The 21108-nt window shown below is 66.8% G+C and carries 11 protein-coding genes and 1 tRNA gene; 2 read left to right on the forward strand and 10 right to left on the reverse strand.

Going from position 1 to position 21108, the window contains the following annotated elements; all coding sequences use genetic code 11:
- Nucleotides 1-7: 7 nt before the first annotated feature.
- The 6 genes from uvrA to polA all read right to left on the reverse strand — a co-directional run bounded on the left by uvrA (nucleotide 8) and on the right by polA (nucleotide 11926).
- Nucleotides 8-2875: an excinuclease ABC subunit UvrA gene (uvrA, locus tag E3O42_RS14310; protein ID WP_241984845.1), complete on the reverse strand. Its 2868-nt coding sequence runs from the start codon at nucleotides 2873-2875 to the stop codon at nucleotides 8-10.
- Nucleotides 2876-2944: 69 nt separating this feature from the next.
- On the reverse strand, nucleotides 2945-5008 hold the full coding sequence (gene uvrB, locus E3O42_RS14315) for an excinuclease ABC subunit UvrB (protein WP_134454571.1): 2064 nt from the start codon (nucleotides 5006-5008) through the stop codon (nucleotides 2945-2947).
- 9 nt (nucleotides 5009-5017) lie between these two features.
- Nucleotides 5018-5662: a dephospho-CoA kinase gene (gene coaE, locus E3O42_RS14320; protein ID WP_134454572.1), complete on the reverse strand. Its 645-nt coding sequence runs from the start codon at nucleotides 5660-5662 to the stop codon at nucleotides 5018-5020.
- A gap of 104 nt (nucleotides 5663-5766) precedes the next feature.
- Nucleotides 5767-7224 carry a 30S ribosomal protein S1 gene (gene rpsA / locus E3O42_RS14325; RefSeq protein ID WP_134454573.1) on the reverse strand — a complete coding sequence of 486 codons (1458 nt, stop codon included), beginning with the start codon at nucleotides 7222-7224 and terminating at the stop codon, nucleotides 5767-5769.
- 309 nt (nucleotides 7225-7533) lie between these two features.
- Nucleotides 7534-9210, reverse strand: coding sequence for a DUF885 domain-containing protein (locus E3O42_RS14330; protein WP_134454574.1), 1677 nt, complete (start codon nucleotides 9208-9210; stop codon nucleotides 7534-7536).
- Nucleotides 9211-9235: 25 nt separating this feature from the next.
- Nucleotides 9236-11926 (reverse strand): DNA polymerase I, encoded by a 2691-nt coding sequence (gene polA / locus E3O42_RS14335; protein ID WP_134454575.1) that lies wholly within the window; start codon nucleotides 11924-11926, stop codon nucleotides 9236-9238.
- A 70-nt stretch (nucleotides 11927-11996) separates the two neighbouring features.
- Here polA and E3O42_RS14340 point away from each other — a divergent pair, with 70 nt between their 5' ends.
- Nucleotides 11997-12434, forward strand: a complete 438-nt coding sequence (locus E3O42_RS14340; protein ID WP_134454612.1) for a PaaI family thioesterase — start codon at nucleotides 11997-11999, stop codon at nucleotides 12432-12434.
- 91 nt (nucleotides 12435-12525) lie between these two features.
- On the opposite strand, the gene E3O42_RS14345 is transcribed toward E3O42_RS14340, so the two are convergent.
- Complete coding sequence (locus E3O42_RS14345; protein WP_066595563.1) at nucleotides 12526-13131, reverse strand: ANTAR domain-containing response regulator; 606 nt, start codon at nucleotides 13129-13131, stop codon at nucleotides 12526-12528.
- Between the two features lie 38 nt (nucleotides 13132-13169).
- Here E3O42_RS14345 and E3O42_RS14350 point away from each other — a divergent pair.
- Nucleotides 13170-13255 (forward strand) — tRNA-Leu (locus E3O42_RS14350).
- Nucleotides 13256-13526: 271 nt separating this feature from the next.
- Here E3O42_RS14350 and pyk read toward each other — a convergent pair.
- The 3 genes from pyk to gltB all read right to left on the reverse strand — a co-directional run bounded on the left by pyk (nucleotide 13527) and on the right by gltB (nucleotide 21089).
- Nucleotides 13527-14972 carry a pyruvate kinase gene (pyk, locus tag E3O42_RS14355; RefSeq protein WP_134454576.1) on the reverse strand — a complete coding sequence of 482 codons (1446 nt, stop codon included), beginning with the start codon at nucleotides 14970-14972 and terminating at the stop codon, nucleotides 13527-13529.
- Between the two features lie 89 nt (nucleotides 14973-15061).
- Nucleotides 15062-16519: a glutamate synthase subunit beta gene (locus E3O42_RS14360; RefSeq protein WP_134454577.1), complete on the reverse strand. Its 1458-nt coding sequence runs from the start codon at nucleotides 16517-16519 to the stop codon at nucleotides 15062-15064.
- A complete protein-coding gene (gltB, locus tag E3O42_RS14365) occupies nucleotides 16512-21089 on the reverse strand; it encodes a glutamate synthase large subunit (RefSeq protein WP_134454578.1) in 4578 nt (1525 codons plus the stop codon). The genes E3O42_RS14360 and gltB overlap by 8 nt, the downstream gene beginning before the upstream one ends.
- Nucleotides 21090-21108: the final 19 nt, after the last annotated feature.

Here is a 21108-nt window from a genome sequence, read left to right on the forward strand (position 1 = left end):
CCTGCGCCTACCGAGCGGCGAGGACCTCCTTCAGGAATGTACCGGTGTGGCTCTTCTTCACTGCTGCGACGTGCTCCGGGGTGCCGGTGGCGAGCACCTTGCCGCCGCCGGAACCGCCCTCTGGGCCCAGGTCGATGACCCAGTCGGCCGACTTGATCACGTCGAGGTTGTGCTCGATGACGATGACGGTGTTGCCCTTGTCGACGAGGCTGTTCAGCACCAGCAAGAGCTTGCGGACGTCTTCGAAGTGCAGGCCGGTGGTCGGCTCGTCCAGTACATACACGCTGCGCCCGTTGGAACGGCGCTGCAGCTCGGTGGCCAGTTTGACCCGCTGCGCCTCGCCTCCGGAGAGCGTCGTGGCGCTCTGCCCCAGGCGCACATAGCCGAGCCCCACCTCGACGAGGGTCTTGAGGAACCGGTGGATCGCCGAGATCGGTTCGAAGAACTCGGCCGCCTCGCTGATCGGCATGTCGAGGACCTCGGCGATGTTCTTGCCCTTGTAGTGCACGGTGAGGGTGTCGCGGTTGTACCGCGCTCCCCCGCACACCTCGCAGGCCACGTACACGTCGGGCAGGAAGTTCATCTCGATCTTGATGGTGCCGTCGCCGGAGCAGGCCTCGCAGCGACCGCCCTTGACGTTGAAGCTGAACCTGCCCGGCAGGTAGCCGCGGGCCTTGGCCTCCATGGTCTCGGCGAACAGGTTGCGGATCTTGTCGAACACACCCGTGTAGGTGGCCGGGTTCGAGCGCGGGGTGCGTCCGATCGGGGCCTGGTCCACGTGGATTACCTTGTCGAGCTGTTCGAGGCCGGTGACCTTCGTGTGCCGCCCGGGGAGCTTCCGCGCGCCGTTGAGCCGGTTGGCGAGGACCCTGTACAGCACGTCGTTGACCAGGGAAGACTTACCGGACCCGCTGACACCGGTGACCGCGGTGAAGACGCCAAGGGGGAACTTGACGGTGACCTTCCTGAGGTTGTTCGCTTCGGCGCCAACCACGGTGATCTCACGCTCGGGGTCCAGCGGTCGACGCGTCGTCGGGGTGGCGATCGACTTGCGGCCGGAGAGGTAGTCCGCGGTCAACGACTTCGTGTTGGTGAGCAGGTCGGCGTATGAACCCGAGTGCACAACGTGGCCGCCGTTGACGCCGGCGCCCGGTCCGATGTCGACGACCCAGTCGGCGGTCTTGATGGTGTCTTCGTCGTGTTCGACGACGATGAGGGTGTTGCCCAGGTCGCGAAGGGAAACCAGAGTCTCGATCAGGCGCCGGTTGTCGCGCTGGTGCAGCCCGATGCTGGGCTCGTCGAGGACGTAGAGCACCCCGGTGAGTCCCGAACCGATCTGGGTGGCCAGGCGGATGCGCTGGGCCTCGCCGCCGGAGAGGGTCGCGGCCGCGCGGGCCAGGCTGAGGTAGTTCAGTCCCACCCGGAGCAGGAAGTCCAGGCGCACCTTGATCTCGCGCAGCACCTGGGCGGCGATGGTCTTCTCGCGCTCGGTGAGTTCGAGCTTGTCCATGAAGTCCCGGGCATCCGAGAGGCTGAGCCGGCAGATGTCGGCGATGCTCATGTCGTGCACGAGCACGGCGAGCACCTCAGGCTTGAGCCGGGTGCCGTCGCAGACGGGGCAGGCCACCTCGCGCAGGTATTCTCCCCATCGCTGGCGCTGGGTGTCGGTTTCGGCCTGCAGGAATTGCCGCTCGATGTAGGGCACGACGCCTTCGAAACCGGAGGTGTAGCTCATCTCCCGGCCGTAGCGGTTCTTCCACTTGACCTTCACCTCGAAGTTGTCGCCGCGCATAACCGCGGTGCGCACCTCGGCGGGGAGTTTCTTCCACGGTGTTTCCAGCGAGAACTTGAGGTCGCGGGCGAGCCCGTCGAGGAGCTTCTCGTAGTACTGGAAGAGGCCCTTGCCCTGGGTGGTCCAGGGCAGCACGACACCCTCGGCGATGCTCAGGGCCGGGTCGCCGAGGAGCAGGTCCTCGTCTACCGACATGCGGGTACCCAGGCCGGAGCATTCGGGGCAGGCGCCGAACGGCGCGTTGAACGAGAAGGTGCGCGGTTCGATCTCGGTGAGCTGCACGGGGTGGTTGTTCGGGCAGGAGAGCTTCTCGGAGTAGCTCTGCCAGGCCTCGTCGCCGGTGAGGTCGACGAAGTTGACCTGCACCAGGCCGTCGGTGAGCTTGAGCGCCGTCTCCAGGGAGTCGGTCAGACGGCTCAGCAGGTCGGGGCCCGCGACGAGCCGGTCGACGACAACGGAGATATCGTGCTTGAGTTGCTTCTTCAGCGTGGGCGGTTCGTTCAGCTGGATCTGGGTGCCGTCGACCAGCGCCCGGGAGTAGCCGCCGGCGGCGAGCTCCTTGAACAGGTCGACGAACTCGCCCTTCTTCTGCGAAACGATCGGGCTGAGGATCTGGTAACGCACACCGGTCTCCAGCTCCATGAGCTGGTCGGCTATCTGCTGCACGGTCTGCGACTGGATGACCTCGCCGCAGACGGCGCAGTGCGGCACACCGATACGCGCCCAGAGCAGGCGCATGTAGTCGTAGATCTCGGTGATGGTGCCCACGGTGGACCGTGGGTTGCGGTTGGTGGACTTCTGGTCGATGGACACGGCGGGGCTGAGCCCCTCGATGAAGTCGACATCGGGCCGGTCGACCTGCCCGAGGAACTGGCGCGCGTACGCCGACAGGGATTCGACGTAGCGCCGTTGGCCCTCCGCGAAGATCGTATCGAAGGCGAGCGATGATTTGCCCGACCCGGATAGACCTGTGAACACCACGAGCGAATCGCGGGGGATGTCGAGGTTGACGTTGTGCAAGTTGTGCACGCGTGCACCACGGACGCTGAGTTGAGAGCCCTGCTCTACCTTGGAAATTGACACCATTCGAGTCTATGCAGTGCCACCGACACTGCAGTGCCACGGGAGCCGCCTGGCGATCCCGGCGGCCGGTTAGGTCAGGTGGCCTGCCTTCTCCATCTGCCGCAGCTCCCGCTTGAGCTCGGAGACCTCGTCCCTCAGCCTTCCAGCCAGCTCGAACTTGAGTTCGCCGGCGGCCTCGAGCATCTGGGCGTTGAGGTCGGCGATGATCGATTCGAGGTCGTTGGCGCCGTTCGCCGCCAGGCCCTGGCGCATCGATGGGGTGGGGCTGCGCCGCCGGGCGTCGCGGCCTGCCAGTAGTTCGGCGGTGTCGGCCTCCTCGCGGGCGAGCACGTCGGTGATGTCGGCGATGCGTTTGCGGAGCGGCGTGGGGTCGATGCCGTTGAGCGTGTTGTACTCCACCTGCTTCTCCCGCCGCCGGTCGGTCTCGTCGATGGCCCTGGCCATCGAGTCGGTGATCCGGTCGGCGTACATGTGCACCTCGCCGGACACGTTGCGGGCGGCACGGCCGATGGTCTGGATGAGAGAGGTCGAGGACCGCAGGAACCCCTCCTTGTCGGCGTCGAGGATGGCCACCAGGGACACCTCCGGCAGGTCGAGGCCCTCCCGGAGCAGGTTGATGCCCACCAGCACGTCGTACAGGCCCTGACGCAGCTCGGTGAGCAGCTCCACCCGGCGCAGGGTGTCGACGTCGGAGTGCAGGTACCGCACCCGCACGCCGGCCTCGGTGAGGAAGTCGGTGAGTTCCTCGGCCATCTTCTTGGTCAGGGTGGTGACCAGCACCCGCTCGTTGAGTTCGACGCGCAGGCGGATCTGCTCGAGCAGGTCATCGATCTGGCCGGCGGAGGGCTTGACGACGATCTGCGGGTCGATCAGCCCGGTCGGGCGGATGATCTGTTCGACGATGCCGTCGGCGATGCCCATCTCGTACTTGCCGGGGGTGGCGGAGAGGTAAACAGTCTGGCCGACCCGGGCCTTGAACTCGTTCCACTTGAGCGGGCGGTTGTCCAGCGCGCTGGGCAGCCGGAAGCCGTGCTCCACCAGGGTGCGCTTCCGCGACGAGTCGCCCTCGAACATGGCGCCGATCTGCGGCACCGTCACGTGGGACTCGTCGATGACCACGAGGAAGTCGTCGGGGAAGTAATCGAGCAGGCAGTGCCCGGGCTCCCCCGCGCTCCGCCCATCGATGTGCCGGGAGTAGTTCTCGATGCCGGAGCAGAACCCGATCTGTTCCATCATCTCCAGGTCGAAGGTGGTCCGCATCCGCAGGCGTTGCGCTTCGAGCAGCTTGCCTTCGCGTTCCAACTGGTCCAGGCGCTCGGCGAGTTCCTCCTTGATCGTCACCATTGCCCGCTGCATGACGTCGGTGCTGGCCACGTAGTGGGAGCCGGGGAACACCGACACAGCGTCGAGCCTGCGCACAACATCGCCGGTGAGCGGATGCAGGCTGTAGAGCGCCTCGATCTCGTCCCCGAACATCTCGATGCGGATGGCGAGCTCCTCGTACATCGGGATGATCTCGATGGTGTCGCCACGCACCCTGAAGTGGCCCCGGGAGAAGTCGACGTCGTTGCGCTGGTACTGCATGGCCACGAACTTGCGGATGAGCCAGTCCCGGTTCACCTTCTGGCCCACCTGCAGCGCCACCATGGCCTCCAGGTAGCCCTCCGGCGTGCCGAGGCCGTAGATGCAGGACACCGTGGACACGACGATGACGTCTCGCCGACTGAGCAGCGAGTTGGTGGTGGAGTGCCGGAGCCGTTCGACCTCCTCGTTGATCGAGGAGTCCTTCTCGATGAAGGTGTCGGTCTGCGGCACATAGGCCTCTGGCTGGTAGTAGTCGTAGTACGACACGAAGTACTCGACGGCGTTGTTCGGCATCAGTTCGCGGAACTCGTTCACGAGCTGCGCGGCCAGGGTCTTGTTGTGGGCGAGCACCAGGGTAGGGCGCTGCACCTGCTCGATCAGCCAGGCAGTGGTCGCGGACTTTCCGGTACCGGTGGCGCCGAGCAGCACGATGTCCGTTTCACCGGCGTTGATGCGGCCGGTGAGTTCGGCGATGGCGCCGGGCTGGTCGCCGCTGGGGGTGTACTCGCTCACGACCTCGAAGGGATGAACGGCGCGGGTAGGTTCCATGCCTCCAGTCTAAGGAGAGCCACCGACACTGGAGTCGGAGTGGGCCTGGCGGTGGTGCGCGCGAAGCTTCAAGTCCCAGAGCCGGTCGACCTGGGCCAGGGTGTCGTCGAGGGAGCCCATCGAGTCGATCACGACGTCGGCGACTGCGAGACGGTCGGCGTCGCCGGCCTGCGCGCTGATCCGGCTGCGGGCGTCCGCCTCCGGCATGCCGCGCAACTCCACCATGCGGCGCACCCGGGTCTCGGAATCGGCGTGGACGACCACGATCAGGTCGAAGGGATGGCCGACGGAGGCCTCGACCAGCAGGGGGACGTCGTAAACGACGACCGCATCAGGGTCGGTCCGCTCGGCGACGGCGATGGCCGCACTGGAGAGCGCCCGCACGGCGGGGTGGACCACGTTGTTGAGCACGCTGAGCGCGGTGGGGTTGCCGAACACAATCGAGCCCAGGCGCGCACGGTTGAGGCTGCCGTCCTCGGCGATGACCTCCGGTCCGAAGATGTCAGCGATATGGGCCAGCGCATCCGTGCCCGGCGCCACGGCGGCCCTGGCGAGCTGATCGGCGTCGATCACCACGGCTCCGTGTTCGGCGAATCGCTTCGCCACGGTGCTCTTGCCCGATGCGATCCCGCCGGTCAATCCAATCAAGTACACCGCCCCATGCTAACGGAGGGGCGCTCGTCAACCGGAACAGGCCGGACCCCGAAGGGCCCGGCCTGTACCGGTCCCGGCTCGCGCCGGGCAGGTGATGCTGATTACTAGTTGTTGCTGGAGAGCTTCTCGCGCAGGGCGGCAAGCGCCTCGTCGTCGGCGAGCGTGCCGGCTCCGGCAGCCTCGCTGGTGAACGAGTTGCCCGCAGCAGACGCGACATCGCCGGGGGCGATGATCTCGTCGTTCGCGGAAGCGACCTGCTTCTTGTGAGCCTCCCAGCGAGCCTGGGCTGCAGCGTAGTCCTGCTCCCACTTCTCGCGCTGGGTCTCGAAGCCTTCGCGCCACTCGTTGGTCTCCGGGTCGAAGCCCTCGGGGTACTTGTAGTTGCCCTGGTCGTCGTACTCGGTGAGCATTCCGTAGAGTGCCGGGTCGAACTCTGTGCCCTCGGGGTCGACACCATCGTTGGCCTGCTTGAGGCTCAGCGAGATGCGGCGACGCTCCAGGTCGATGTCGATGACCTTGACGAACACCTCGTCGCCGACCGAGACAACCTGCTCGGCGAGTTCGACGTGCTTGCCGGACAGCTCGGAGATGTGAACCAGGCCCTCGATGCCCTCTGCAACGCGAACGAACGCGCCGAAGGGGACGAGCTTGGTGACCTTACCCGGTGCAACCTGGCCGATGGCGTGGGTGCGGGCGAAGACCTGCCACGGGTCCTCTTGAGTTGCCTTAAGGGACAGGGAAACGCGCTCGCGGTCCAGGTCGACCTCGAGGATCTCGACGGTGACTTCCTGGCCGACCTCGACGACCTCGCTGGCGTGCTCGATGTGCTTCCAGCTGAGCTCGGAGACGTGAACCAGACCGTCAACGCCACCCAGGTCGACGAACGCACCGAAGTTGACGATCGACGAGACGACGCCCTTGCGGACCTGTCCCTTCTGGAGGTTGTTGAGGAAGGTGGTGCGGCTCTCGGACTGCGTCTGCTCGAGCAGGGCGCGGCGCGACAGGACGACGTTGTTGCGGTTCTTGTCGAGTTCGAGGATCTTGGCCTCGATCTCCTGGCCCAGGTACGGGGTCAGGTCGCGAACACGGCGAAGCTCGATGAGCGATGCCGGCAGGAAGCCGCGCAGGCCGATGTCGACGATGAGCCCGCCCTTGACGACCTCAATGACCGAACCGGTGACGACTCCGTCGGATTCCTTGATCTTCTCGACGTCGCCCCATGCACGCTCGTACTGAGCGCGCTTCTTCGACAGGATGAGACGGCCTTCTTTGTCTTCCTTCTGAAGAACGAGTGCCTCGACCAGGTCGCCGACCTTGACGACCTCGGAGGGGTCGACGTCGTGCTTGATGGAGAGCTCGCGGGAGGGGATGACACCCTCGGTCTTGTAGCCGACGTCGAGGAGAACCTCGTCGCGGTCGATCTTCACAACGGTGCCCTCGATGAGGTCGCCGTCGTTGAAGAATTTCAGAGTCTTTTCGACCGCGGCAAGGAAGTCTTCAGCAGATCCGATGTCGTTGATGGCGACCTGCTTGGGTGCCCGTTCGGTCGTTGCGATTGTCATGTAGTAGTTGCTCCAGGATGGACATATTCGGGCCAGAAGGGACGGTCGTGCGATACAAATTCAGGGTCCGCGACTGGCAGCGGCTAATTCGTCACAAGCGTGACAGTAAAGCTTAGCTGTTTCGGGCGGGCCCCGGCAACCCGTTTCCGGCGACGGTGCACAGGCAGTTCACACTGGTTCGACCGGGTATCGAAACGACCCCGAGTACTCCTAGACGGTGCCGACGAAAGGCAGGGTACCGGTGACTCGTGGATGCAGTCCCGTCAGGTCGCCGCCGCGACCTCGCACGGCGAGAGCCTCGGCACCGGGCTAACTCTGCAGCGCCGATTCGAGGGTGTCTAGGCCGACCCCGCCGAGGTCCAGGGCGCGGCGGTGGAACTCCTTGATGTTGAAGGCCGTTCCCTCTCGTGCCTGGGCGTCGTCGCGCAGCCGTTCCCAGATGCGCTGGCCGACCTTGTACGACGGTGCCTGACCGGGCCAGCCCAGGTACCGGTTCACCTCGAACGTGACGAAGCCCTCGTTCATGTTCACGTTCCTGGCCAGGAAGTCGAAGGCGTAGTCCGCGGTCCAGGTCTGCGACCCGTCCGGCACCTTCTTGCCCAGGTGCACGCCGATGTCCAGCACCACGCGGGCGGCACGCATCCGCTGCCCGTCGAGCATGCCCAGCCGGTCGGCCGGATCGTCGAGGTAGCCCAGCTGTTCCATCAGCCGCTCGGCGTACAGCGCCCAGCCCTCGGCGTGCCCGGAGGTGCCGGCCAGCTGGCGACGCCAGGTGTTCAGGGTCGCCCGGTTGTACACCGCCTGGCCGATCTGCAGGTGGTGTCCGGGGATCCCTTCGTGGTACACCGTGGTGAGCTCGCGCCAGGTGTCGAATTCGGTGACGCCGACGGGCACCGACCACCACATCCGGCCGGGGCGGGAGAAGTCGTCGGTGGGCCCTGTGTAGTAGATCCCGCCCTCCTGGGTGGGCGCGATCATGCACTCCAGGCGGCGTATCTCCTCGGGGATGTCGAACTGGGTTTCGCCGAGTTCGGCGATCGCCCTGTCGCTGGTTTCCTGCATCCAGCGTTGCAGGGCGTCGGTGCCGTGCAGCTTCCGGGCCGGGTCGGTGTCCAGGTACGCGATCGATTCGAGGACGGTGGCGCCGGGCTTGATCTGCCTGGCCACGCTCTCCTGTTCCTCGGTCATGCGGGCGAGTTCCTGGATGCCCCACTCGTAGGTCTCGTCGAGGTCGATGGTGGCGCCCAGGAAGCTCCGGGAGCTCAGCGCGTAGTGCTCGCGCCCGACGGCATCCTGCTCGGTGGCCCGCGGTGCGAGCTCGTCGGCGAGGAACGTTGCCAGCCGTTCGTAGGCGGAGGCCGCCGCACCGGCCCCGGTGCCGAGGTCGGTGGCCAGGGAGGCCGGCAGTGAACCCTGTTCCAGGCCGGCCTCGGCGACGAAGTGGTTGAAGAACCCGTCGTTGGCGGCGTTGCGCCTGGCCTGGCCGAGCACCTCTCGCACCTGCCGGAGGGCCGGCGTGATGCCCTGCTCGATGCCCAGCCGCAGGGTCTCGATGTAGCCGGTGATGGCCGCCGGCACGGCGTCCAGGCGTGCGGAGATGTTGCGCCAGTCGTCGACCGTGCCGGTGGGCATGAGATCGAAGACCTCACGGATGCCCTGCGCGGGTGAGGCGATGACGTTGAGGTCGCGCAACTGCAGCCGGGCCTCGGAGCTCTCCAGGTCCAGCGCGAGGGTGCTGCGCAGATCCGTGCGGGTGACCCGGTCCACGTCGTCGACCGGGGCGGTGTCGTCCAGGCGCCGGATGGTGCCGGCCGCGGCCTGCACGTACGCCGCGTGCCCGTCCGGCGAGTAGTCAGCGAGGCCGGAACCGTCGGCGGACCGACCGATGTAGGTGCCCACCGTGGGATCGAGCGACACCAGGGTGTCGACCCATTCTTCGGCGATCTGGTCGATGGGGGTGGGCGTCCGGCCTTCGTTCAGAGTCATCCTCCGAGCCTAGGACATGGCCTCGTCAGTGCGCGGCGGCGTCCCAGTTGGCCCCTCTGCCCACCTGCACGTCCAGGGGCACGAGCAGATCGGCGGCGGACTCCATCCGCTGGGTGACCACGTGCTGCAGGGCGTCCCACTCCCCCGGTGCCACCTCGAAGATCAGTTCGTCGTGCACCTGCAGCATCATGCGGCTCCGCAGGTCCTGCTCGCGCAGGTCGTCGGCGATGTTGTTCATCGCGATCTTCATCAGGTCGGCGGCCGAACCCTGAATGGGTGCGTTCAGCGCCGCCCGTTCGGCGTTGTCGCGCAGCACCCGGTTGGGGCTGTTCAGTTCGGGGAACGGCCGGCGCCGGCCGAAGATCGTCGTGGTGTACCCGTCGACCTTGGCCTGCTCGACAACCCGGCGCAGGTAGTCGCGCACGGCGCCGAACCTCGCGAAGTAGTCGGCGATGAGCTGCTTGGCCTCGCGCGATTCGATGCGCAGCTGCTTGGACAGGCCGAAGGCGCTGAGCCCGTAGGCGAGGCCGTACGACATGGCCTTGACCTTGTTGCGCATCTCCCCTGTCACCTCTTCCGGAGCCACGCCGAAGACCCTCGCGCCGACGAATCGGTGCAGGTCTTCGCCGGCGTTGAACGCTTCGATGAGGCCGGCGTCCTCGGAGAGGTGCGCCATGATGCGCATCTCGATCTGCGAGTAGTCGGCAGTGAGGAGGCTCTCGGAGCCGGACCCGGCGTGGAACGCGGCCCGGATGCGGCGGCCCTCCTCGGTGCGGACGGGAATGTTCTGCAGGTTCGGGTCCGTGGAGGAGATCCGGCCGGTGGCGGTGCCGATCTGCACATAGGTGGTGTGGATGCGGCCGGTGTCGTCGATGGCCCTGTCCAGTGTTTCCACGATCTGACGCAGCTTCGTGGCGTCCCGGTGCTTCAGGAGCAGGTCGAGGAACGGGTGCGGGTTGCTGGCCTGCAGGTCGGCGAGTGCACCGGCATCCGTGGTGAAACCGGTCTTGTTGGCCCGGGTGCGCGGCATGCCCAGCTGGTCGAAGAGCACCTCCTGCAGTTGCTTGGGCGAGCCGAGGTTGACCTCGCGGCCGATCTGGGCATAAGCGCCGGCCGCGAGCTCCGCCGCGGTGTCGCCCAGCTGCACCGACAGCGCCGCGAGTTCGGTGTGGTTGACGGCCACACCGGCCAGTTCCATGCCGGCCAGCGTCATCAGGGTGGGCATCTCGATGTCGGTCAGCACGGTCAGGGAGCCCTCGTCGAGCAGCCCGGCCAGGGTGGCGGCGAGGCGCACCGTGTACCAGGAGTCCACGGCGACCCCGCCGGCGACGCTCTCATCGGGCACCAGCTGGTTGGGGTCGACGACGGGCAGCGTCTCGTCGAGGTAGCGCGTGACGAGGTCGGCCAGGGTCTTGTCCGGGCCGCCCGGGCGCAGGAGCCAGCCGGCCACCAGGGTGTCGATGGCCAGTCCGGACAGGACCAGGCCGGCCCGGGTGAGGGCCTTCACCTGCGGCTTGGCGTCGTGCATGACCTTGGGGCCGGGCCCGGCCAGCCACTCTTCGAGCGGCAGGTAGTCGGCACGCTGGGGCTGCCAGGCCACGGTCGCGGTCTCGGTGACGGTGGCGAGACCGAAGCCGATGGGCAGGCCGTCCAGCACCTCGACGGTCACGGAGATGGCCGTTCCGGCCGCGGTCATCCGGTCCAGCCAGGTGGCCAGTTCCTCGTCGAGCAGCTCTCGTTGCACCGGCGCCTTCGCCGCCACCTGGGCCTCCGGGACCGGGACGACCGCGCTGGCGGGGCCGGTGCCGATCCCGTTCCCGTCGCCGTTTCCTTCGAGCTTGATGACCCGGTCGAGCAGGGTGCGGAATTCCAGGCGCCCGAAGACGTCGCGCACGGCGTCCTCATCGATGGGGCCGCGCACCAGGTCGCCGAGTTCGACGGGCAGCTCCAGGTCGGTGACCAGCCGGTTGAGCCGGCGATTGCGGATCGCGTTGTCCTTCTGCTCGCGGAGGTTGGCACCCACGACCCCGGTGATCTCGTCGGCGTGTTCGAGGATCGCGTCCAGGCTGCCGAACCTCTCCAGCCACTTCACGGCGGTCTTCTCGCCCACCTTGCTGATACCGATCAGGTTGTCACTGGTCTCGCCGACCAGGGCGGCGATGTCCGGGTACTGCTCGGGGGCGATGCCGTACTTCTCGCGCACCTTGGCCGGGTCGTACCGGGTGAGCGCGGACACGCCCTGACTGGCCGGGTAGAGCAGGGTGACGGTCTCGTTGACCAGCTGGATGGTGTCCCGGTCGCCGGACACCACGTACACGTCATAGCCCTCGGCGGTGCCGCGCACCGACAGGGTCGCGAGGATGTCGTCTGCCTCGTAGTCGTCCTTGGTGAGGGTGGTGATGTTCATGGCCTTGAGGGCCTCCTGCAGGAGCGGCACCTGGCCCTTGAACTCCGACGGCGTGACGGCCCTGGTGCCCTTGTACTCCGGGTAGTCCCTGGTGCGGAATGAGTACCGGGAGATGTCGAACGCCACGGCGATGTGGCTCGGATTCTCGTTGCGGATCAGGCTCAGCAGCATTGACAGGAACCCGTGGATGGCGTTGGTGTGCTGCCCGTCCCTGGTTTGGAAACTGTCGATGGGCAGGGCGTGAAAGGCCCGGTAGGCCAGCGAGTGGCCATCGATGATCATCAGGGTAGGCTTTTTTGATTCCGACACAGTCCCAGCCTACAAGCCGCCTCTGGTGGGGCTGAGCCGAGCCACGAGGGTGACCATGACCGAGAACGACATGCCCGAGAGCACAACGCCCGAGACCACCGACTTCCTCGCCTGGACGAAGGCGCGCGGCGCCGGCGACCTGGCCGACAAGATGGGCATCGAGTTCACCGAGTTCTCGCTCGAGAGGGCGGTGGCGCGGATGCCCGTCGAGGGCAACACCCAGCCGGCGATGCTGCTGCACGGCGGCGCCTACGTGGTGATGGGTGAGTCGCTCGGATCGATGTCGGCCAACCTGCACGCCGGTCCGGGCAAGCTCGCCGTGGGCATCGAGATCAACGCCAGCCACACCGGCTCGGCCACTTCCGGCTACGTCACGGCCGTGTGCACCCCGATCCACCTGGGCCGCACGCTCACCACCCACGAGATCGTGGTCACCGACGACGGGGGACGGCGCTGCTCGACGATCCGCATCACCAACCTGATCCTCGACCAGCCGGCAGCGAGCTGATCCGCCAGGTCTGAGCGCGAAAAAGCGGGTCCCTCACCGGAGGGACCCGCTTTTTTCGTGACGGTGGTGGCAGCGCTATTTCTTAGCAGCGCTATTTCTTGGCAGAGAGCTGTTCGATGATCGCCTGGGCGACATCGTGCATGGTCAGGCGGCGGTCCATGGACGCCTTCTGGATCCAGCGGAAGGCCTCGGGCTCGGTCAGGCCCATCTTCTCGTTGAGGAGGCCCTTGGCCCGGTCGACGAGCTTGCGGGTCTCGAAGCGTTCGACCAGATCAGCGACCTCGGCCTCGAGCGTGATGATCTGGCTGTAACGCGAAAGGGCGATCTCGATCGCGGGCAGCAGGTCGTTCGGCGTGAACGGCTTCACGACATACGCCAGCGCGCCGGCCTCGCTCGCGCGCTCGACCAGTTCCTTCTGGCTGAACGCCGTGAGCAGCACGACGGGGGCGATGTGCGCCTTCGTGATGCGTTCCGCGGCTGAGATCCCGTCGAGGTGGGGCATCTTGACGTCCATGATCACCAGGTCGGGGCGGAGCTCGGTGGCCAGGGCCACGGCGGTCTCGCCGTCACCAGCTTCGCCCACCACCTCGAATCCGTTGTCTCGGAGGATCTCGACGATGTCGAGCCTGATGAGGGATTCATCCTCCGCTACGACGACGCGGCGGGGGGGTACTGGAGTAGTCTCTTGGTCGGTCACAGCCAAAAGCCTACGGTATTCTGGAGCAGGTGATGTGAGCCGGTGTGGCGGAATGGCAGACGCGGAGCACTCAAAATGCTTTGTTCGCAAGGACGTGTGGGTTCGAGTCCCACCACCGGTACCACCTCACCGCATGCCCGTTGCCCGGTTCCACCGGCGGCGGGCATGCGGTGTTTCTGGCCTCTGCCTTCCCGGCAGCCGGGCGCACGGCGCCCGCGCACGCCCTTGTCAGCGATCGTTCGCGTCATCCGGTGGGGTGGCCGCGGCGCGGGCGCACAGGCGCCCATCGGCCGTGCACGGCCGCTCAGCGCGCTCTGGTCGCGGGGACGACAACAGCCCCGCGGATTTCTCCGCGGGGCTGCCTGACGGCACGAGACGTGTCGCCTGTCTGTTGCTTACTGCTGGGCGTACGCCGGAGCGACACCGTTGTGGGCGTCACCGATGCGGTGAACCCGGATGTCGTTCGTCGAACCCGCGATTCCGGGAGGGGATCCGGAGATCACCACGACCTTGTCGCCGATCTCTGCCAGGCCCTGGCCGAGCAGGATGTCGTCGACCTGACCGAACATCGAGTCGGTGTGGGTCACCCGGTCGACCAGGTACGTCTGCACGCCCCAGGTCAGCGCGAGGCGACGACGGATGCTCGCCTCGGGGGTGAAGGCGAGCATCGGGATCGAGGAACGCAGGCGCGACATGCGACGCGCGGAGTCTCCGGATTCGGTGAAGATGCAGAGGTACTTGGCCTCGACGAATTCGGCGACCTCGATGGCGGCCAGTGTGATGGCGCCGCCCTGGGTGCGCGGCTTGTTGGTGAGCGGTGCGATCCGCTCCAGGCCGTGCTCCTCGGTGGAGGCGACGATGCGGGCCATCGTCTGAACGGTGACCACCGGGTACTCACCGACGCTGGTCTCGCCGCTGAGCATGACCGCGTCAGCACCGTCGAGCACGGCGTTGGCGACGTCGGACGTCTCAGCGCGCGTGGGAACGGGGCTGTGGATCATCGATTCGAGCATCTGCGTCGCGACGATGACCGGCTTCGCCATGCGGCGGGCCAGTTCGACGGCGTGCTTCTGCACGATCGGCACGGCTTCGAGGGGAAGCTCGACGCCCAGGTCGCCACGGGCGACCATGATCGCGTCGAACGCGTCGACGATGCCCTCGAGGGCCTCGACGGCCTGCGGCTTCTCGATCTTGGCGATGACGGGAACCTTGCGGCCCTCTTCGGCCATGATCTCGTGCACCCGGTCGATGTCGGCCGCATTACGCACGAAGGAGAGCGCGATGAGGTCGGTGCCCAGGCGCAGGCCCCAACGCAGGTCGGCCTCGTCCTTGACGGACAGGGCAGGCACGTTGACGGCAACGCCGGGCAGGTTGATGCCCTTGTTGTTCGACACCGGGCCGGCGACGATGACCTTCGTGGTCACGACGGTGCCGTCGGACTCGACGACCTCGACCTTGACCTTGCCATCGTCGATCAGGAGGAAGTCCCCCTGCTTGACGTCGTTCGGCAGGCCCTTGTAGGTGGTGCCGGACAGTTCCTTGGTGCCGAGGATGTCCTCGGTCGTGATCTTGAAGATGTCGCCGACGGCGAGGTCGTACGGGCCGCCCTCGAACTTGCCGAGACGGATCTTCGGGCCCTGCAGGTCGACCATCACGGCGACGGCACGGCCGGAGTCGTTGGCTGCCTTCCGGATGTTGGCGTATACGCCCTCGTGCACGGTGTAGTCACCGTGGCTCAGGTTCATGCGGCAGACGTCTACGCCGGCGTCGATAATGGCGCGGATCTGTTCGTAGCTGGATGCTGCCGGCCCGAGGGTGGCGACGATTTTCGCGCGTCTCATACTGGTGGATCTCCGGTTTCCGCGCCGGTGTGGCGCATTGGTGCGTTCAGTTGGGTGGAGAGAATGGGCGGCGAAATCAGTTCGTTCGCTCAGATGGCAAACGAATGATCCGTCGGCTTCACCGGGGCGGGCAGTTGAGTCTCGCCTTCGAGATACCGATCGACGGCTGCCGCGGCAGCGCGTCCTTCGGCGATAGCCCATACGATGAGCGACTGACCTCGGCCTGCATCTCCGGCAACGAATACACCCTCGTGGCTGGTCTGGTAATCACTATCACGGACGACATTACTCCGGTCGTCGAGCGGCACATGCAGCTCATGGGTCAGCTCCGTGCTGTCGGGACCGGTGAATCCCAGTGCCAGCAACACCAGATCAGCGGGAATCTCGCGTTCGGTACCCGCTTTGGGCACCCGTCGGCCGTCGAGATATTCGGTTTCGGCGACACGGATGGCGCGCACCTCGCCGGCGTCGTTGGCCAGGAACTCGATGGTGGACGCGAGGTACTCCCGGGTGCCGCCCTCTTCGTGAGCGCTGGAAACCTCGAACAGTGTCGGCGACATCGGCCAGGGCTGGTGCTCAGGGCGGCTGTCGCCGGGCTGCTTGCCGATGGCGAGGTTGGTCACCGAGGCGGCGAGTTGACGGTTCGCGGTGCCGATGCAGTCCGCACCGGTGTCGCCGCCGCCGAGAACGACGACGTGCTTGCCTTCGGCGAGGATCTGGTTGTCGACGGTGTCGCCGGCACCCACCTTGTTCTGCTGCACGAGGTATTCCATGGCGAAATGCACCCCGGGCAAGTCGCGTCCCGGAATCGGCAGGTCGCGGGGCACCATGGCACCGGTGGCGATGACGACGGCGTCGTATCGGGCCCGCAGGTCGGTCCAGGTGATGTCCACCCCGATGTTGACGCCCGCGCGGAAGCGGGTGCCCTCGGCGGTCATCTGGGACAGACGCAGGTCGAGGTGCTTCTTCTCCATCTTGAAGTCCGGGATGCCGTAGCGCAGCAGGCCGCCGATGCGGTCGTCGCGTTCGAACACGGCGACGGTGTGGCCGGCCCGGGTCAGCTGCTGGGCGGCGGCGAGGCCGGCCGGTCCTGAGCCGACGACGGCGATGGTCTTGCCGGTGAGCCGGCCGGGCGGCTGGGGGGTGACCCAGCCCTCGGCGAAGGCCTGGTCGACGATCGAGACCTCGACCTGCTTGATGGTCACCGCCGGCTGGTTGATGCCGAGCACGCAGGCAGACTCGCAGGGGGCAGGGCAGAGCCGGCCGGTGAACTCGGGGAAGTTGTTCGTCGCGTGCAGCCGTTCGATGGCCTGCCGGCCCTCGCCACGCCAGGTGAGGTCGTTCCACTCCGGGATCAGGTTGCCCAGCGGGCAGCCCTGGTGGCAGAACGGCACGCCGCAGTCCATGCAGCGGCCCGCCTGCCGCTTGAGCACGGCGGAGTCGCCGGCTTCATAGACCTCTTTCCAGTCCATCAAGCGGATGGACACCGGACGACGGGCGGGGAGTTCCCGATCCGTGGTCTTCAGGAATCCCTTCGGGTCAGCCATTGGTTACCTCCAAGATGCGGTTCCAGACCACGTCGCCGTCGGGGTCGAGCCCCTCGGCCACGGCGCTCTGCCTGGTCGCCAGGACGGCCGCGTAGTCACGCGGCAGCACCTTGACGAAATTCTTCATTGTCGTGTCGCGGTCGGCGAGGAGCCGCGCGGCCAGAACAGAATCGGTCTGTTCCAGGTGCTGTTCCAGCAGGTCTCCGACGATTTCGATGTCGGCGCTGCCGAGTGGCAGCAACGTGAGTTCGCCGGAGTCCAGCGAGTCACGGTTCACGAGCTCTGGGCGCAGCCGGTAGACGTACGCGGTTCCGCCGGACATTCCAGCGCCGAGGTTACGGCCGGTCTCACCGAGGATCACGGCGAGTCCACCGGTCATGTACTCGAGGGCGTGGTCGCCCACCCCCTCAACCACGGCGGTCGCACCGGAGTTACGCACCAGGAAGCGTTCACCGACGATGCCGCGGATGAACATGCTGCCCAGCGTGGCGCCGTAGCCGATCACGTTTCCGGCGATCACGTTCTCCTCAGCGGCGAAGACGCTGCCCCGGTCGGGGCGCACGATGATCTGCCCGCCGGAAAGGCCCTTGCCGACGTAGTCGTTGGAGTCGCCCTCGAGGCGCAGGGTGATGCCGCTGGGCAGGAACGCGCCGAGGGACTGCCCCGCCGACCCGGTCAGGGTGACGTCGATGGAGCCGGCCGGCAGGCCGTTCTCTCCGTGCCGCAGGGTCACCTGGTGGCCGAGCATGGTGCCGACGGCGCGTTCGGTGTTACGGATCGGGAGCGCGATCGTGACCTGGCCGCCGTGCTCGAGCACGTTGGCACTCTGCCTGATGAGCTCGACGTCGAAGTGCTCGTCGAGTTCGTGCTCCTGCTCCCGGCTGGAGCGCCGGGGCTCGCCGGCGGAGAAGTCGGGGCCGACCAGGATCGGCGCCAGGTTGAGCCCGGACGCCTTCCAGTGGTTGAGGGCGCCGTTGACGTTCAACAGCTCCTTGCGGCCGGTGACCTCGTCGAGGCTCCGGAAGCCGAGCTCAGCGAGGTACTCGCGCACCTCCTGGGCGATGAACTCGAAGAAGTTCACCACGTAGTCGGCCTTGCCGCTGAAACGCTTCCGCAGCTCGGGATTCTGGGTCGCGACGCCGACGGGGCAGGTGTCCAGGTGGCAGACCCGCATCATGATGCAGCCCTCGACGATGAGCGGAGCGGTGGCGAAACCGAATTCTTCCGCACCGAGCAGGGCGCCGATGACGACGTCCCGGCCGGTCTTGAGCTGGCCGTCGACCTGCAGCACGACCCGGTCGCGCATCCCGTTGAGCATCAGGGTCTGTTGGGTTTCGGCCAGGCCGAGTTCCCAGGGTGTGCCGGCGTGCTTGAGCGAGTTGAGCGGGCTCGCGCCGGTGCCGCCGTCGTGTCCAGAGACCAGGATCACGTCGGAGAGTGCCTTGGCGACACCGGCAGCGACGGCACCGATACCGGACTGGCTGACCAGTTTGGTGTGGATGCGCGCGGTCGGGTTGGCCCGTTTGAGGTCGAAGATCAGCTGCTTGAGGTCTTCGATCGAGTAGATGTCGTGGTGCGGGGGCGGCGAGATCAGGCCGACGCCTGCGGTGGCGTGCCGGGTGCGGGCCACCCACGGGTAGACCTTGGTGGGCGGCAGCTGGCCGCCCTCCCCCGGCTTGGCGCCCTGGGCGAGTTTGATCTGGATGTCGTCGGCGTGCGTGAGGTACATGCTCGTGACGCCGAACCGGCCTGACGCGACCTGCTTGACGGCGCTCCGCCGTCTCGGGTCGAGCAGGCGGTCGAGGTCTTCGCCGCCCTCACCGGTGTTGGACTTGCCGCCCAGCCGGTTCATGGCGATCGCGAGGGTCTCGTGAGCCTCCTGCGAGATGGAGCCGTAGCTCATCGCGCCGGTGGAGAACTTCTTCACGATCGACGCGACCGATTCGACCTCATCGATCGGAATCGGCTTCCGCTGCCCGATGTTGAACGCGAACATGCCGCGCAGCGTCATCAGGCTCTCCGACTGGTCGTCGACGAGCTTGGTGTATTCCTTGAAGATGTCGTAGCGGCGGGTGCGGGTGGAGTGCTGCAGCCTGAAGATGGTCTCCGGGTTGAACAGGTGCGGGGAGCCGCCCCGGCGCCACTGGTATTCGCCGCCGGTGGCAAGACGTTCGTGCACGGTGACCGCGGCATCCGAGGGGTAGGCCCCGGCGTGGCGTTCGAGGTTCTCGGCTGCGATCACGTCGATCCCGACGCCGCCGAGCTTGCTCGTGGTTCCGGTGAAGTACTGGTCGATGAACGCCTTGCTGAGCCCGACGGCCTCGAACGTCTGCGCGCCGGCGTAGGAGGACACAGTGGAGATGCCCATCTTCGACATGATCTTGAGCACGCCCTTGCCGAGCGCCTTGATCACGTTCTTCACGGCCTTCTCCGGCGTGACGGTGGTGATGAAGCCGCTGCGCACGAGGTCCTCGCAGGTCTCCATGGCCAGGTACGGGTTGACGGCGCTGGCGCCGTATCCGATGAGGAGTGCCACGTGGTGCACCTCGCGCACGTCCCCGGCCTCCACGACGATGCCGACCTTGAGGCGGTTCTCGGTGCGGATGAGGTGGTGGTGCACGGCCGCGATCATCAGCAGCGACGGGATGGGCGCCAGGTCCTTGGTGCTGTCCCGGTCGGAGAGCACGATGAAGAGCGCGCCGTCCTCGATGGCCGCGTCGACCTCATGGCACATTTCCTCGACCCGGTTGGAGAGCGCGCTGGGGCCGTCGTCGAACCTGTAGAGACCGCGGATGGTGGTGGTGGTGCGGCTGCCCGGCGACGTGTCGATGTGCTGGATTTTGGCCAGCTCGTCGTTGTCGATCACCGGGAAGTCGAGCACGACCTGGCGGGCGTGCTCCGGCCCGGCGGCAAGCAGGTTGAGTTCTGGGCCGAGGCCGAGCTTGAGGCTGGTGACGACCTCTTCCCTGATCGAGTCCAGCGGCGGGTTCGTCACCTGGGCGAACTGCTGGGTGAAGTAGTCGAAGAGCAGACGCGGGCGTTCGCTGAGCACCGCGATGGGGGTGTCGCTGCCCATAGCGCCGAGCGGTTCTGAGCCGTTGCGGGCCATCGGGGCGAGCAGGATGCGCACCTCTTCTTCGGTGTACCCGAAGGTGCGCTGGCGGCGTACCACGGATGCCGGCGGGTGCACGATGTGCTCCCGCTCCGGCAGGTCCTTGAGGTTGATCCGGCCGGCGTCGAGCCAGGAGCCCCAGGGCTCGCTGGCAGCGAGGTCGCCCTTGATCTCCTCGTCTTCGATGATGCGGCCGGCCTCGGTGTCGACGAGGAACATCTTGCCTGGCTGCAGGCGGCCCTTGCGCACAACACGGGCGGGGTCGACGTCGATGACGCCGATTTCGCTGGCGAGCACGACGAGTCCGTCGTCGGTGATCACGTAGCGACCGGGACGCAGGCCGTTGCGGTCCAGGGTGGCGCCGACGAGGGTGCCGTCGGTGAAGACGATGGCGGCGGGGCCGTCCCACGGCTCCATCAGCATCGAGTGGTACTCGTAGAACGCGCGACGGTCACGGTCAAGGTCTGGCTGGTTCTCCCACGCTTCCGGCACCATCATCATGACGGCGTGGGGCAGGGACCGGCCCGACAGGCTCAGCAGTTCGACGACCTCATCGAATGACGCCGAGTCGCTGGCGCCGGGAGTGACGATCGGGAACAGCGGGTTAAGGTCGCCGAGCAGCTCGGATTCGAGCTGCGACTGGCGGGCGCGCATCCAGTTGCGGTTGCCCTGGACGGTGTTGATCTCGCCGTTGTGCGCGATCATCCGGAACGGCTGGGCGAGCGGCCAGGACGGGAAGGTGTTGGTGGAATACCGCGAGTGCACCAGCGCCAGCTTCGAGGTGAAGCGTTCGTCGGACAGGTCGGGGTAGAACGGCTCCAGCTGGAGGGTCGTGACCATGCCCTTGTACACGATGGTGCGGCAGGACAACGACGCGAAGTAGGTCTCCACCTCGCGTTCGGCGCGCTTGCGCAACCGCACGGCCTGGCGGTCCAGGTCGATGCCGGCCACGGGTAGGCCGTCATCGGCGGTGCGGATGCTGGACACGTACAGCTGCTGGATGGCGGGCATCGCGGCGCGTGCCAGGTTGCCGACCTCGTCGGGGCGCACCGGAACCTCGCGCCAGCCGAGAACGCTGAGGTTCTCTTCCCTGGCGATGGCCTCAATGGCACTCTTGACCGTGCTGCGGGCGGTGGGCTCGGTGGGCAGGAACACGTTGCCGACGGCGTACCGGCCGGCGTCGGGCAGGGCGAACGTGGAGACGGCGCGGAAGAAGTCGTCGGGGATCTGGGTGACGATCCCGGCTCCGTCGCCCGTTCCGGCGTCGGAGCCGACGGCACCGCGGTGCTCGAGGTTGCGCAGCGCGTCGAGCGCCCGCGTGATGATGTCGTGTCCGGCCGTCCCCCGCAGGGTGGCGACCATGGCGAGACCACAGGCGTCGCGTTCGTCGTGCGGGTTGTAGAGCCCCTGGGCTGGGGGCACAGTACTGAACCGGGAGAAGAGGGGTTGCTGCGTCATAAGACCGTCCTCACAGAAT

It is taken from the genome of Cryobacterium adonitolivorans (assembly GCF_004402695.1).
Lineage (GTDB): Bacteria > Actinomycetota > Actinomycetes > Actinomycetales > Microbacteriaceae > Cryobacterium > Cryobacterium adonitolivorans.